The organism is Bacteroidota bacterium (assembly GCA_020161395.1).
In the GTDB taxonomy this organism is placed as follows: Bacteria; Bacteroidota; Ignavibacteria; order Ignavibacteriales; family Ignavibacteriaceae; genus UTCHB3.
In genome coordinates, this window is record JAIUOE010000001.1 from 59,481 (window position 1) to 75,765 (window position 16,285).

At 44.0% G+C, this 16,285-nt stretch carries 9 protein-coding genes and 1 tRNA gene; 7 read left to right on the plus strand and 3 right to left on the minus strand.

Translation table 11 applies throughout. From position 1 onward, the window contains the following. Positions 1–42: 42 nt before the first annotated feature. Positions 43–2,154 (minus strand): tetratricopeptide repeat-containing sensor histidine kinase, encoded by a 2,112-nt coding sequence (locus tag LCH52_00270; protein MCA0386905.1) that lies wholly within the window; start codon positions 2,152–2,154, stop codon positions 43–45. A gap of 227 nt (positions 2,155–2,381) precedes the next feature. Between LCH52_00270 and LCH52_00275 the strand changes: the two genes are divergently transcribed. Both LCH52_00275 and LCH52_00280 read left to right on the plus strand, forming a co-directional pair. Beyond that, complete coding sequence (locus tag LCH52_00275) at positions 2,382–5,987, plus strand: C25 family cysteine peptidase (GenBank protein MCA0386906.1); 3,606 nt, start codon at positions 2,382–2,384, stop codon at positions 5,985–5,987. Between the two features lie 305 nt (positions 5,988–6,292). After that, positions 6,293–8,848: a PAS domain S-box protein gene (locus LCH52_00280; GenBank protein MCA0386907.1), complete on the plus strand. Its 2,556-nt coding sequence runs from the start codon at positions 6,293–6,295 to the stop codon at positions 8,846–8,848. A gap of 31 nt (positions 8,849–8,879) precedes the next feature. Here LCH52_00280 and LCH52_00285 read toward each other — a convergent pair whose 3' ends face one another. Continuing rightward, the gene (locus LCH52_00285) at positions 8,880–10,319 is read right to left on the minus strand and encodes an SDR family oxidoreductase (protein ID MCA0386908.1); all 1,440 of its coding nucleotides are present in this window, start codon (positions 10,317–10,319) and stop codon (positions 8,880–8,882) included. Positions 10,320–10,554: 235 nt separating this feature from the next. Between LCH52_00285 and LCH52_00290 the strand changes: the two genes are divergently transcribed. Both LCH52_00290 and LCH52_00295 read left to right on the plus strand, forming a co-directional pair. After that, a complete protein-coding gene (locus LCH52_00290; protein MCA0386909.1) occupies positions 10,555–10,947 on the plus strand; it encodes a response regulator in 393 nt (130 codons plus the stop codon). A gap of 124 nt (positions 10,948–11,071) precedes the next feature. Continuing rightward, positions 11,072–11,145: transfer RNA gene (locus LCH52_00295), tRNA-Asp, on the plus strand. 268 nt (positions 11,146–11,413) lie between these two features. On the opposite strand, the gene LCH52_00300 is transcribed toward LCH52_00295, so the two are convergent. Continuing rightward, positions 11,414–11,824 (minus strand): hypothetical protein, encoded by a 411-nt coding sequence (locus LCH52_00300; protein MCA0386910.1) that lies wholly within the window; start codon positions 11,822–11,824, stop codon positions 11,414–11,416. 200 nt (positions 11,825–12,024) lie between these two features. On the opposite strand from LCH52_00300, the gene LCH52_00305 reads away from it, so the two are divergent. The 3 genes from LCH52_00305 (at position 12,025) to LCH52_00315 (ending at position 16,273) form a co-directional block, all read left to right on the plus strand. After that, positions 12,025–14,295 (plus strand): histidine kinase, encoded by a 2,271-nt coding sequence (locus LCH52_00305; protein ID MCA0386911.1) that lies wholly within the window; start codon positions 12,025–12,027, stop codon positions 14,293–14,295. Next, positions 14,296–14,931: a response regulator transcription factor gene (locus LCH52_00310; GenBank protein ID MCA0386912.1), complete on the plus strand. Its 636-nt coding sequence runs from the start codon at positions 14,296–14,298 to the stop codon at positions 14,929–14,931. 253 nt (positions 14,932–15,184) lie between these two features. Further along, a complete protein-coding gene (locus tag LCH52_00315; protein MCA0386913.1) occupies positions 15,185–16,273 on the plus strand; it encodes a hypothetical protein in 1,089 nt (362 codons plus the stop codon). Positions 16,274–16,285: the final 12 nt, after the last annotated feature.

The following is a 16,285-nucleotide window of genomic DNA, read 5'->3' on the forward strand; positions in this document are numbered from 1 at the left end:
CAGCCTCTTTTTTTGCTAAAAACAGTAAACCCGGTGTGATTTTTATTTTTTGATGATTGGCAGTTCGATGAGAAATTCACTGCCCTTTCCCGGTTCACTTAAAATATTCAAGACCCCGTCATTCTCTCTCATAAACTCGCGACTTACAGAGAGACCGAGTCCTGTTCCTTTCTCATTTGCAGTACCTGTTGTGGAGATCATGCCGCTTCCGTTTAAAATATTGCTGATCATGTCTGGAGACATCCCCACTCCGTTGTCTTTTATCACCAGCCGGTATTTCCCTTCGGAGACAGTCCCCTTCATTATTATTTTTCCTCCCTTGTAGGAAAATTTCACAGCGTTTGTCAGGAGATTCCTTATAACCGTGGCGATCATCTCCCTGTCGGCGTGCACTGTTGCCGGTTGCTCAAATGAACTTTCGACCTCTATATTTTTCAAGGCAAGATTCAGCCCGGCTTCCTTGAGTACCTTGTTGCTGACCTCCTCGATATCCAAATCGACAGGTTTCGCCCGAATCATTTCCTTTTGAACAAGAGCCCAGCCCGCAAGATTGTTTACCAGCTCCACCAGTTTCTGCGACGAGGCAAGAATCTTATCGCTGAAATCGAGGGCGTCCTCGTTTTTCATGTTCATCGCCTCCTCTTTCAATAACTCAGCAAAACCCAAAATGCTGACGAAGGGCGTCTTCAGGTCGTGGGCAATTATCGAGAAAAGTTTGGTCTTGGTTTCATTTGCCAGTATCAGTTCGTCATTACTCTTTTGAAGCTTGTTGTTAATCAGCGCCATCTCCTCGTTTTTGACTTCAAGAAGTACACCGAGCTTCTTTTGTCTGATCAAAAGGAAAGCAACCGAACCGGTTCCGACGAGAGTAAGAACAACCAGAAGGAGAAGAAAGAAATTCACTCTGTTCTGAGCTTCAACCTGCTCCCGCAGATAAGTCTGTCTCTCTTCCGATTTTTCAATTTCGTACCTTATTCTCATCTCCCCGATGCTGCTAAGGGATGATTCGTTGAAGAGAGAATCTTTCAACGCAAGGTGATCATTCAGGAATGAAAGCGATTCCTTCATGTTTCCCAATTTCTCATAAACTCTTGAGAGCTGCAGGTTGGCATCACGCAGCACAACGGAATATTTTCCGTTATGTGCAAGTTTCCGTGATTTTTGGAGTGTTTCCAAGGCATCTTTCTCTTTTCCAAGGGCAAAATCGACTCTTCCAAGATTCAGGAGGGCAAATGATTCAATGAATTTGTCCTGAATCGATCTTGCGAGATTGATACTCAGGTTAAAGTAATCGACAGCCTTGACAAGATTTCCGGTATTTTCTTCAATAATCCCAAGATCGTTGTAGATTTGGGCTAACGCAGCTTTTTCGCCCTTCTTACTGAAGAGGGTTACCACTTCTTCTGCATATTTTTTTGCTTTGACAAAATCTTTTTGAGCAACGGAAAGACTTCCCAATCGGCGCAGTGAATATGTCTTTCCCTGTTCGAAACCGATGGAATCCGCCAGAGTCAGGGCTCTGTTAATGTTAGCAGCGGCAAGTTCAAAATATTTAAGCCTCTGATATATAAGTGCTATGTTGTTGAGACTGAGGATATACCCCTGAATATCTCCGCACTTCTCCCTGATTTCAAGAGCTTTCAGGTAGTTCCTGTACGAGAGTTCTGTTTCGCCTTTTCTCCAGTAAACAAGACCGATATTATTATACGATTTCCCGAGTGCTGCCGAATCTGTAAGGGTCAGACGGATTTTTAATCCTTCATTCAAAAAAACAAGTGCGGAATCCAAATCACCAAGACGCCAGTAGGAGAGACCTGTAGTATTGTAAGAGGAGGCTATCAAAGCCTTGTCATTGATTTTCTCACTCAGTGAAAGCGTCAGCTTTCCGGTTTCCACCGCTTTTCTGTATTCAAAGATTCTGAAATACAACTCTCTAAGTGAGTCGAGTATTTTCCCTGCTTGCAGAAATTCCCTTTTCCTCAAATGTGAGTTTATTTCTGTTTGAAATAATTTCTCTTTGCCCGCTCCCTGAGTCCCGTTTACAGTGCTGTTGTTGCCGGTTCCTGTCTGTGCGGTAATCCCTGATGACATAAAAAAAGCCATCAGAAAAATTATCGACACAAAAAAGAGAATAAGGTGAAATTTCTTTGACATAATACGGCAGATAATGATCAAAATTTAATATTTCAAATTACACAAACATTTCTTAATTTTAGCACTGGAAATTGAATATTTTCAAGGTTTTATTTCCATTCCTGAATCGGTTTACTCCCCTTTCAGCGCCCCGGTCACAAAATGACTTAAGCCATTAGACCCCATTTTTTCTCCGGTCTGAATTTTATACCGGAAATTTGTGCGTCCCAATCATACTGGAATCCTCCATGAAAAAAATTTTTACACTGTTTCTGTTCCTCTCAACTTTTGGAATTCTCTTTGCATCCGTGCCCGATGGAATTCAACTGGTGAAAACAGGAAACGGATACAAAATCAATTTTACACTCCCTGAGTACACTCAGAAACCATTCACTTCAACCGACAAAAACTTTACCCAAATTGAGATACCCGGATACGGTGTCACTTCTGTTGCGGGAAAACCTGCACTTCCCAAAATAAGTTTTAATATTGTTATCGGTGAGGCTGAAAATTCACCCGCTGTATTGACTCTTAACAAAAAAATCGAAAATCTGACAGTGAAGGAACATGTCTATCCGTTTCAGGCTCCCTGGAGAAGAGACTTCCCGCTGAAAGACCGTCCTTTTAACTACGACAATGCATTTTATACATCAGGTGGCAATCCCCGTCAGCCACTGATAGAGATTTCTGAGCCATTTTTCGTCGCCGGTGTAAAGGGTGTTACAATCACCATTTATCCGTTTAATTATATCCCGTCGGAAAAACGGCTCGATATCACCCGGTCTGCATCGTTCTCAATTGAGCTGACTCAGCCCGTGGGGAAAAAGAGCGGATATTCCGATGTCTATTCTTCGTTTTTCGAGAATTTCTTCGCCAACTATGAAAGAGGTGTCCTCGAACAAATCAAGAATTATCTGATTATCACAGCACCGGAGTATGAAACCGGACTCGCACCTTTCATAGCTCATAAAACTGCCAACGGGTTTAATGTAAATCTCTTTACAACCTCAGTCGCTGGAACCACAACAACTGCAATAAAGACATTCATCCAACAGCGTTACGATAACCCTGCCACTAAGCCGGAATTCATCCTTCTGGTTGGGGATGTTGATAAAATTCCCGCATGGACAGGATCCGGCGAGGGTAATCCAAAAACAGATCTCAACTATGCCCTCCTTCAAGGTACAGACTGGTATGCAGATGCATTTATAGGGCGGTTCTCGATAACCTCGGCAACCGAACTCGCGAATGTGATCAGCAAAACGCTCTACATGGAGAACAACATCGCCACTTTTGCCAAGAACAATGTTTTTATGGCATCACAGGATAATTATTCGATTACTGAAGGAACTCACAATTTCGTAATAAGCACCTATTTCGAACCGAATGGTTACAACAACCAGAAACTTTACAGTAACAGCGGGGCTACCACAAGCCAGTTGATAGCTGCATTAAACAGCAACAAGGTTTTCGCCATCTACTCGGGCCACGGATCGGAATCATCATGGGCTGACGGTCCTGTCCTCGGTCAATCTGATGTAAGAAACCTCACCAATTCGATATTCCCGTTCGTTTATTCGTTTGCCTGCGTCACAGGATCCTACCACCTGGCTGAGTGCTTCGGAGAGACCTGGATAAGGACACAGCGAGGTGGTGCCTCATTTTACGGTTCTTCCGTAAATTCCTATTGGGATGAGGACGACATTCTCGAGAGGAAACTGATAAAATCGATGTTTGAAGACAACCTTACCAAGGTTACCCCGATGATGGATATGGGGAAATATCTGACAACCCTCCATTTCGGAAATATTGGACCCGGCACCACGATGCTCAGATACCTCGAAATGTATAATCTGATGGGAGACCCCTCTCTCGAGACAAAGAGAAACATCCCTCCGGATCCGACTCCTCCGAATCCTGTTACAAATCTTGCAACTGGTGATCCCTGTTCAAATTCTCTCAAATTGAACTGGACAGCCCCTTACGATTCAACTTTCGGCGGTGTGCAAAGCTACGATATCCGTTATTCATTGACACCGATTGTAAACGACAACGATTTTAATGCCGCGGCGAGTATCATCTATTCGGGACATAATGACACACTCGGTACTCCCAAGACCTATACGGTATTGGGACTCACCGCCATCAGCACTTATTATTTTGCCGTAAAGGCAATGGACATGTGGTCAAATAAATCCACAATGTCAAATGTTACCTCCGGTACCACACTTGCTCCACCACTTGCATCCGTGAACCCCGGAAGCATTCATCACCTCCTGACTCATCAAACCGAGGTAATTGATACTGTCTACATTTCCAACAACTCTGCGAATCCATCCACACTCGACTACACTGTCGAATTCGCCAACAGCAGCTATCCGTCAAAGGCTGTCTCATTTTCTCTTATAAATGAGAGCCCCAAAGGCGATCTGAATCAGTCGAAAGATTCACAGTTCCGTTATCCCGGACAATCTGCCAAAGGTTCAGGCGGTCCTGATCTTTTCGGATATAAATGGGCTGACAGCGATGATCCGCAGGGACCTGCATATGAATGGAACGACATCGCTTCCACAGGTACCCAGGTAACTTCGTGGACTCCCACAGGTACCCTCTCCGCTACGGATGAAGGATATGCAGGACCAATAAATCTTGGATTCAACTTCAAATATTACGGGCAGGCGAAATCGCAGATATACATTTCAACCAATGGATTGCTTACTTTTTCGCCCATTTCAACAAACATTTATACAAACACCAACATACCAAACAACGCCGTTCCGAATGAAATAATCTCTCCATTCTGGGACGACCTCGATGCAAAAGCACCGGGTACCGTTCACTATAAACAGGATGGCAACAAATTTATTATCCAGTGGACAAACTACCAAAGGTACAGCGGAACTGCAAGCTATACCTGGCAGGTTGTGATCTATTCGGGTGGTAAAATCATGTATTATTTCAACAACATGACCGGTACATTAAACGGTGCCACCACGGGAATTGAAAATGGTGCAGGAACCGACGGTTTGCAAATGGCTTACAATGCCAATTATATCAAAAACAATCTTGCCGTGAAACTTGCCGCAGAGCCCGAATGGATAATCACTTCAGGAAATATGGCAGGTACCCTTAACCAGGGAAACAGAACCGGAATTGTGATCAAAATAAGAACCGAAGATTTCAATTTTGGCAATTATTCCATGGACATGATTGTAAGAAGTAATTGCGGTCAGCACCCCGTGCTCACTGTCCCTGTTTCCATGACACTTTCTGTAATACCTGTTGAACTCGTTTCACTTGACGCGGAAACCATCCGTGATGAAGTTGTTCTGAAATGGATCACTGCAACAGAAACCAACAATATGGGATTCACAGTCGAGAGAAAAGACAACACCAAAGCCGCATGGAGCCCGGTTTCGTTCGTAAAAGGAAAGGGTACCACCTCTACAATCTCGGAATACTCTTTCAGAGACAAAAATGTAAAACCCGGCAGTTATGAATACCGTATCAGGCAGACTGACTTCAACGGCGCCGTTTCATTCAGCGATGTGGTAAAAATTGAAGTGGGGCTTCCCGACAATTTTGCTCTCTATCAAAATTATCCGAATCCGTTTAACCCGGTCACCACGATTGCATACGCGGTGCCGCAGGTTAGCGGGACATTGGTCTCTAATGTGCAATTGAAAATATTCGATGCTCTCGGCAATGAAGTTGCAACTTTGGTCGACGGAGAGAAGGAAGCCGGCATCCACAGTGCCGTTCTCGATTGCTCAAATTATTCCAGTGGTGTCTATTTTTACCGTATGACATCGGGAAAATTCACGGAGACAAGAAAATTTGTTGTTATGAAGTAAAAAAATGCATTTTACTCTTGCACAGAATTAGTAAATTTACTAATTTTGCTATGTCACTCTTCAGTATTCCCTGCTGCTGATTAGTGATACATTACTCCCTGTGACCCTCGCCTCGTGCGGGGGTCCTTTTTTTTAAATATCCCGCACCTCTCCACAAATATCATTCTCATATTTCCATTTTTTATTTAAAAAATATCAGTTTTTTTATTAATTTGAAGATGTAGTTTTACCTTTCCTTTCCGAGGAGAGATTTCTGACTTTTCAGAGCAACTAATTCTGAACGAAATTTTTAAATGCAATTAGATATGCGAACTCTTGTCGTCGTGACAGGGGTTCTCCACTTGATTCAGTTTGCTGTACTCTATACTCTTTACAGAGTAAACAGGCAGTATAAAGGAATTGGCTGGTGGTTGCTCTGGAATATCATGGAAGTGATTGGTTTCGGCTTTGTCCTGCTGCGAAACATACCCGGGCTTTTTGAAGTTGTTGTGATATTGCAAAATTCCTCCATCATTCTTGGAGTTATTTTTATTTACAATGGAGTGGTTGCCTTCCACGACAGGAAAATTAACATAACTCTCGTCTCTGTGATTTTTCTGTTATTCATCATCCCTTTCCTCTCCCTGCTCTTCATTGTAAACGACATAACAGCCCGTGGTGTGCTGATTAACCTGATTGTCTCTGCAATATCGCTGATTATTGCGTATGAAATGCTGAAGAGCGATCTGATACCGGTCAGATCCACAATAAGAGTGCTTGCCTACACTTTTATTATTCATTCCATGATTCTTCTTTACAGATGCTGGGTGATGTTAACCGCACCACCCGATTACGATTTTCTTCAGCCTTCGCCGGGAAATGTGATACCTCTGTTCGACACGATAATTGCGGGTTCTTTCTGGACTTTTGGTTTCGTCCTGCTGATCAATCAAAGACTCAACTTCGACATTGCAATCTCAAACGAACACTTTCAGCAGATATTTCAATCTTCGCCGGTTGCTGTACTTCTGATTGAAAGATCGACTGACACCATTACAGAATGTAATTCAGCTTTTAGCTCACTTTCCGGATTCTCCACCGGTGAGATCATAGGAAAATCAACTTTGGAGATGGGACTGTGGGAGAGTCCCGCTGATCGGGAGCAGACTATTTCTGAAATTAAAGCAAAAGGCTTTTGCACCGACCGTGAAACAAGATTTGTCCGAAAATCGGGTGAGGTGTTTACCTCTCTCCTCTCTGCCAAACTGATCTCACTCGGCGGGGTTGATCTTGTACTCGCAAACATCCAGGATGTTTCCGATATGAAGGAAGTGGAAGATACACTCCGGAAATCAGAAGAAAAATACAGACTCCTTACCGAAACCATGCCCGACCTTGTTGTTCTCCATGACCTGCACCAGAAGATTGTCTATATTAACAGCGCCGGAATCCAGGTCTCGGGGTACACGAAGGAAGAACTCACCGGCATGCATCTCTCGCGTCTCGTCCCTCCTGAACTCCTGCCTGAAATAGAAAAAAGGAAGAACCTCCGGTTTTCCGGTGATAACAGAGTGCTTACCTACAGAACTATGCTGTTGAGAAAGAATGGCACAAGGGTTCCTGTGGAAGTGAGGTCCTCTCCAATTCTGGAAAACGGGAAGCTGAAAAATCTGTTACTCGTTGGCAGGGATGTTACCGACCAGGAAAGAACCCTGGCTGAACTCACCGCTGCAAAAGAAAAAGCTGAAGAAATGAATATGATAAAGTCTTATTTCTTCGCGAACATGAGCCACGAGCTTCGGACACCTTTTGTGGGAATTTGGGGTTATGCCCAGCTTCTCTCAGAAAGTGTAAAAGCGCCGGGTGAAAAACAGATGGTTGCAAGCATCATGAAAAGTGCGGAGAGGCTGACTGATACACTCAATAAAATTCTCTCACTCTCTCAGGCTGAGTTCTCTGAAGTAAAATGTATTGTCGAAACGGTAAACCTGGCAGATTTCGTTACTGAAATTTATTTGACTTATAAAGAGGCAGCAGACTCAAAGAAAATCAATTTTATTGTAAACGAACAAAAAAAGGGCATTTACATCGTTTCCGATCCGAGAATCCTCCGCTCCATTCTGAACAATCTTGTCAGCAATGCCGTAAAATATACAGAAGAGGGTAAAGTTGAATTGTCGGTTAATCTTGTGAACTCGAAGAACAGAAATCTTTTGGCTTTTACCATTACTGATACGGGAATCGGCATTCCGCACGACAAACAGGAGATTATTTGGGCTCCGTTCAGACAGGCAAGTGAAGGAAGGGGCAGAACTTTCGAGGGTACCGGTCTCGGACTCTCAATCACTAAAAAATATGTCGAACTGCTCGGTGGCACCATTTCACTTGAAAGTGAACCCGGAAACGGCACAGTTTTCAAGGTTGTTCTGCCTGTCAACGAAGTTATTAACAAATCCAATGAAGAACTTATCATCGAAGAGGAAACACCAATGGAAAAAGAAATTCGCCACTCGGAAAAAAAACTGCTCTATGTGGAGGATGATCAGTTTTGCCAGAATATAGTATCCAGGGTACTTTCCGATAAATATTATCTCGATTTTGTGATCGATGCCGAGGAAGCTCTTCAACGATTGAAAACGAATGTTTATCACGGATTTCTGATAGATATCAATCTTAGACACGGCCTGGATGGCGTGCAGCTTATGCAAAAAGTTAAATCGATGGAAGAAAACAAAGGCAAACCGTTCGTTGCCATTACAGCTTATGCTGCTTTCTCCGACAGGGCTGAATTTTTGGAAAAAGGATTTACTCACTATCTGTCAAAACCTTTTTTCCTGAAAGAGCTCAGTGAACTGATCGATTCCATATTCCTGGAGAATTAAATCAGATCAGCTCATAGTTCATAGATCACAGCTAATAGCTGATTATGTTTCTTGCCATTCCATCGAATACGAAATAGTGGAAAGGGAGGACTGAATACCAGTATAATCTGCCAAAAATCCCTTTTGGTCTGTAAGTTGCCGACTGAATCAGTATATCTTTCCCGTCTCTTCTGACAATCCTGAACTCAAGCCACGCCTCTCCCGGTAGCTTCATCTCCGCATACAGCAGGAGCCTCTTTTTGGTGATATCTGCCGCCAGCACCCGCCAAAAATCCAGTGTGTCGCCTGTATTAATTGTGTTGGGATTGGTTCTTCCCCTCCGCAAGCCGACACCTCCGGCAAGTTTATCGAGAAATCCTCTGATTCCCCACAGGAAATCCGCGTAATACCACCCTCTCTCTCCACCTATCGACCAGATATTCCGCAAAACCCTCTCAGGGTCACTCTCAATCACTTTTTCACGGATGTCTTTAAACACACCGTTTTCAGGCACATTTATGTGATCGAAGAGGGAACTGTCCTCAGAACTTGACACGAGCGAATCTTTCCAGCTTGACAGTACATTGTTCTGCTCTATCTTCTGAAAAGCGAGTTCGACTGCCTCCTTATATTCTATCGGTTTTATCCCCAAAAGTTCGATAAGATCGTTGTCCCTCGCTATCACTTCAATTTTCATGCTGTTTACAAGATTCACGGCAAGTTTATAGGAAGTGGCGGTTACGAAATAGAGCCAGTAGGAGGAGATCCGGGGAGTCATCACGGGAACGGTGTAGATATACCGCCTCAATCCCCTTACTTCGGCGAACTTCAGAAGCATCTGCTTATAGGTCAGAATATCGGGACCACCGACATCATATGATTTGTTCCCGGTTTCGGGATGGTCCAAAACTCCCGTCAGACATTCAAGTATGTTCCGTATGGCGATTGGCTGGTTTTTTGTGTTCAGCCACTTCGGTGTAACCATTACAGGAAGCTTTTCCACCAGGTCACGAATAATTTCAAATGAAGCACTTCCGGAGCCCACAATTATCCCTGCACGGATTGAAGTCAGTGGAATTGAAGTGCTGCCAAGGACTTCTTCCACCTTTTTTCGCGAAGCCAGATGCTTCGAAAGTTCAGAAGAATTTGTGATTCCACCCAGATAGATTATCCTTTTGGTACCGAGCGCGGTAGCCAGCTTCATGAAATTATTTGCAGATGTCTCCTCAAGTCTCTCAAAATTCCGGATGTCTGAAGTCATGGAATGAATCAAATAATAAGCTGCATCCACACCTGCCGACGCCGGAGTCACGGATATCTCTTTGAGGAAATCCACTTCAAAATAACTCAATCTCCTGTCCGAATAAATACCTTCAGTTGGAATCCGTTTTTTGTCACGGACACAGCAGACAATTTCATGCCCCTGTTCAAGAAGGAGCGGTAAAAGCCGTTTTCCAATATAGCCGGTCACTCCGGTCAGCAGAATTTTCATTTAATTCCTTGGTGTTTTGATATGTAAATTAACAATTTTTAAGGATTATAAATTCATTTCAATGCCTCTCCAAGAAAAATGACACAAAACACCACTTATATTCCGGATTATCATTATTTTTACAGTTGCAAATCCAAACGGCGGGAGATCCCCGGGTCGTTTTGGTATTGTTCAACTTTTTATACCAGGTAATTGTTGCGAGCTCGAAACAATATCTTGTATCCGGAGAATAGCGATGGAAAACGGTAAAAAGGCTAAAAAACTTCTTTATGTGGAAGATGACATTTACTGTCAGAATCTGGTTTTTAGAGTCCTCGGTGGCAGGTTTCACCTGGATATGGTTCCTGATGCAGCAGCAGCATTTCAAAAACTTGCAACAGATGATTACGACGGAATGCTTATTGACATAAACCTCGGTCATGGAATAGATGGTGCCCAGTTGATGGAGAGAATAAAAGTCACCGACCATTATAAAGACAAGCCCCTCGTCGCAATAACTGCGTATGCTGCCCATTCTGATGAAGAAGAATTCCGGGCAAGAGGGTTTACCCACTATCTCTCGAAACCCTTCCACCTGAAAGACCTCATCGGCTTAATGGAAGAAATTTTCGGTACCGGAGACGAGTAAAATCATGCTTTTCGGGTGTTTTCAAACAAAAAATTAAAATATTTAAAGAAATTTCAAGAAGACACTTGCAAAATATTTCTCCCCGTTGTATATTTGAAGTCCAAATCATTCTGATTTAGGAAATGGGATTGTAGTTCAGTTGGTTAGAACGCCTGCCTGTCACGCAGGAGGTCGCGAGTTCGAGTCTCGTCGGTCCCGCAAATTAAACCCTTGTAATTAAATAAGTTACAAGGGTTTTTTGTTTTAAAGGATTTCTTCATTTTTGATTCTGAGACGAAATTGAGACGAATGCTCGGATAACCTGCATCTGGAGATCATCAGCAAAAGAAGTAAAACAGTTTTTTTGCATTCTCGACCTCAATGAAGCTCGTGATTAAAAAGATCAAAAAGTTCACAATATAAACAGATCTTTCAGTTCAATTCCAATACCGGAACTGCTCGAACAATACCACCTTCGGAAACCTGTTTACTTCATTTTATCTATCCGAATACCCATTCTGGGATGTGCCCTTATTGAATATTTAAATCCTTCCATTGCCCATGAAGATTCTGTCTCATTCACGATTTTGAATCCTTCATTCAAGGCTTCTGCCTTAAACTGTTCCAACCTCTTTTTCCCGGGCACCTCCTCAAAATAATACAATGGATCAAACTCTGATTTCCTGAAAATCTCAAATCGTTCAATTCCTTTTTTATATTTTCCCGCACCCATATTTAAATAGCCCTCTTTTTCTAAAGCAAGGCTCACGACTTCGGGTGCCGGCAAAGCCAAAAGCTTAAGAATCTTATTAAGGCTGATCCGGTCACTCTTTCCCTGCTGCGGGAAAATCATTCCTGTTAAGACAAGAAAAAACAAAACAATCGTTTTTGTACGCATTTTTACCTCGATTAAATGAAAGATTAAAAATCATTCCTTTAAAATAATAATATGACAATATTATAAACAAAATAAATTATCTGTTTTAAGGTCCAATACCCTCTGGCGCAGGCTGGAGTTCTGTTCCTGACCGGTGCAGTAATAATAAGTGAAAGCCCCTATATGATCAGAAAAATATAATAGTTAATTTGCACTGTTAAATGAATCGTTTAATCGTGAAAACAATCTCTTCCACCCGTTTCTTTTTTATCTGTGCACTCCTTTTGCTGTGCACCCCGAAATATTATGCCTTTTCGCTCGAAGACAGTCTTTTTGTTCTGAACCCTTTCACGCAGAGAGAAACACTTAAAGCACTGTTTGACAATTACTTCTCGATTCCCGGTGTCAGGAATGCGCAACTCGTTAAACAATATTCCTCTGAACTTGAATCCGCAAGAAACCGGAAGAAACCGGAAGAAATGCAGCGTATCCTGACTACTCTGGGCGACATATATCTTCACACCACACTTTCATCAAGAGCTTTAAAATATTACTCGGATGCGATGGAAATCTCCCGGAAGAGAGGTGATTCCGTTCAAACAGCCCTTTTGCTTATGAAGATCGGCAGAGCTTATTACTTTGGAGACCTGAGAGACAAGCAGAGGGATTATATCAACCGTGGTTACGAAGTCCTCAAGAACTGTAAAGATATCGAGATAAGAGCAATGGCTTTGTATTACAAAGGTGTGCTCGAAGACGGCACCGCCATGGCAGAAACCCTTTTCGCTGAAGCCCTGCGGTTGCAGCAGAAGGTGATAGCCTCGAAACCCGGGGATTACGCAGCAAATCAGTTCCTGGCGCGATATCTGTATGCAAATAACAGGGAAGAGGAAGCGATCTCAATAGCGAAGAAGATCGGCGACAACTGGATGCTCATCATAATCCTGAACAACCGCGGGATGACAAAATTTCTGGAGAAGAAATTTAATGAGGCACTGGAGATCTATCAAACCTCGCTAAAGCTTTCGATGGAATCCAGACTCAAAGGGCTGCTTAAGAATACTGTTGTGAATCTGGCTGAACTTTACCGTGGTATGGGGGAATGGCGCCTTGCTTCGAAGTTTCAGTATATACAGGCGATCCTCGAAGAAAGCATTTACAACGAAAGATACAACGACCTTTATTCCGAATTTCAGGCGAAATATCAGAATGAACTTAAGGAGTCCCGGATAAAGGATCTGCAGGTCGAGACCAGCCGGCTTTCCGACCTTGTCATCAATGAAAAATATCTGAACTACCTGCTGATTTTCCTGCTTCTGGCTTTTTCCGGATTGATTGCCGCAGTTTTCATAAGTCGAAAAAAATTGAAGACAATTTTAACTGAGCTGAATGAGCAGCACAGAGAGGTGTCGATGCAGAAAAGCGAACTCGAGATACTCCATGCAGAACTCTCCAGCAGTGAGCGGAATCTTAAGTACGCCCAGGAGATCGCAGCGCTGGCAAACTGGGAGTGGATCCGGGAAGGAGACAGGTTCACATACTCTGACCAGATCGCTGATATTTTCGGCGTCGATCCCCTGAAGCTAAGGGAGAATTTCCGCGATACGATCCTTTCCTGCATTGTCCCCGAAGACCGGGAAATGGTGGGCACATACCTCTACCAGGGGCGCAACAGCGAGCAGTACCATGAGAGGGAGTACCGGATCAATCACCCTGCAGGAATAAGATGGATAAACTCCAAATATTCGACCCTCACTGATGAGAACGGCGAACTGATAAGTGTCACCGGCACAGTTCAGGATATATCCGGTCGCAAAGAGGAGGAGGAACGGAAACTTGAGGCTGCATCGCAAAGGGCTTTCACGGTACAGCTTATACAGTCTCAGGAGGAGGAGCGGAAACGGATCGCCCTGGAGCTGCACGACAGCTTCGGGCAGGACCTGCTTTTCATAAAAACAAAGGCAAAACTCGCTTTGAGGGAAAAGAAAATCGGGAAACTTGCGGCACCATACCTGAGTGAGATCGATTCCTCGATCGATACTATGCTCTCAATGGTGAGGGATATCGCCGGGAACCTGAAGCCACTTCATCTTGAACGCATTGGTTTATCTGAGACGGTTATCGAGCTGCTGTCGAGAGCCTCACAATCAACCAGTATCAAATTCAGTCACGACATAATCCCGGTGAACGGCATTTTTTCACCGGACAAGGAACTTGCAATTTACAGGGTGATACAGGAAGGAGTAAACAATATCGTAAAACACTCAAAAGCGGCAAATGCCTCGGTTCAGTTATCGGTCGATGGAAATAACTGCTCACTTGTAATTTCCGATGACGGTACCGGACTGATCACACCCGGGAATGGAAACAATAAAGGCTTTGGTCTCACAAGCATGTCACACAGGATCAGCCTCCTGAACGGCACAATAAGGTTTACAGAGGCTCCCGGCGGGGGAACCGAAATAACCATCAATATTCCGGTGGAGGCTTAGATGACCAGGATAAGAGTTGTAATAGCTGACGACCATCCCGTTTTCATTCAGGGACTGCTAACGATCCTGAAGGAGGAAAAAAACATCGAAATTCTCGGACAGGCTTCAGACGGGAGGACCGCTCTGACCATGATCCACAAATACAAACCCGATATTGCCATTCTCGATGTCCAGATGCCGGAACCTGACGGGCTGCAGCTTGCGGAAATCCTGAATTCGGAAGGAGACCCGGTAAAGATAATCATCCTTACGATGTTCAAAGAGGAGTCCATTATAAAGAAAGTGCTCGACCTTGGTGTGAAGGGCTATGTGCTTAAGGAGAACGCTATCGATGATATTATAGACTCGATAAATATCGTTTATGACGGGGGCATTTATCTTAGTGATACCGTCTCTGAAATCATCAGGAAAAGCGAAGATAATCTGATCTCAGGGCAGGTACAGATGCTCACCCCCTCGGAAAAGAGAATAATGGCACTGATTGGCGAAGGTCACTCGAGCAAAATGATAGCCGACCGGTTGTTTGTGAGCATAAAAACTATCGATAACCATAGAAGCAACATCTGTAAGAAACTCGGCATTACGGGCACTTCCGCACTGATTAAATACGCTCTGTCGAAAAAACCACTCACCTGAAATCCCTGGTCTGCGGTACTTTGGGAAATTCTCCACTGATCAAAATGAGGGAAAGTCCCTATTTCAATTAAATCTGTTTTTGCACAAATTTGCATCCGGTTCGCTGCATTGTTTGAATACACCACTGCATGCCCTGCAGTATTTCGCGGGACTTGATTTTTGAAGTGACTTTTCTTAAAAGTTGCAACTTTTAATCTTTGTTTAATAATACTTTAATCTTGAAGTTTTAATCACATGAAGAAAGGATAAGCAGATGTCCAAATCTACGATCAGGATATTTGTGCTTATGCTGGCGGTTCTTGCCGGCGTTTCACATGCCCAGGGGCTTAACAGCGATCTGAGCAAAATAGGCAGCCTCGCTGGCAAAGCCTACATTACCCCAATAGTAAGCAATATGGGCGTGGGTCTCAACAGCGGATGGATGAACACCGCTCCAGCAAAGAAGAAATTCGGCTTCGATGTTGAGTTCGGCGTTATTGGCATGTCCACAAATCTGGATCCCGGTGGAAACAGCCGCTTTTCGGTTGACGGAACCTTCCGTTTCAACAGATCGCAGCTTCTACAGATTACCTCCGGTGTTGCAGATGCCTCAGTCCGTGCCGATGTAATCAACCAGCTTCTCGTTCGCGACTTGCCCGTCAGGATATACGGTGCCACGATAACGGGAGGCAAATATGATAACATCAAAGTTCTCTTCGGCTCGAACGGTGACGAGGTCGTCAATGTGAACGGTCCGTTCCCCGTAACTGTAACGCTTCCCTCGAAGGAAGTTGACCTTGGCGTTGCCGGATTGCTTTACGGAGCGAGCAAGTTACCTACCGGGGCTCCACAACTTAAGATCGGAACCCTTTTCGGCACAAGGGCGATAATCCGCCTGGTGCCTGAGATGAAGGTTGGCGATTCGCTCGGCACATTCAGCTATTTCGGGTTCGGGCTTGAACACAATCTGGGATACTTCCTCGAGTCGTTCACGGGTCCGTTGCCTGTGGATATTACGGTTGGCTTTCTCGCTCAGAGTGCTAAACTTGACAAAACCTCTGAATTTTCAGTTTCGAGTTACGGCTTGAATGTCTCATACAAATTTGGGCTTCTCGGCTGGATGGATGTAACACCATACGCGGGATTCATGCTTGAAAGCACAAAACTCTCTGTGAATGTATCGCAGAAGATTGACACACCGAACGGAGTGGAGACCGCAACGGTCGCTTTCGATGTGGAGGGAGAGAACAAGTCGCGTTTCACGATTGGCGCGAACCTGAGGCTTCTGTTCCTCAACTTTAACATTGAATACGCGGCGGCAAAGGCGGGTTCCCTGTCAGCCGGTCTGATGTTCAAATTTTAAGAAGGAGAATGA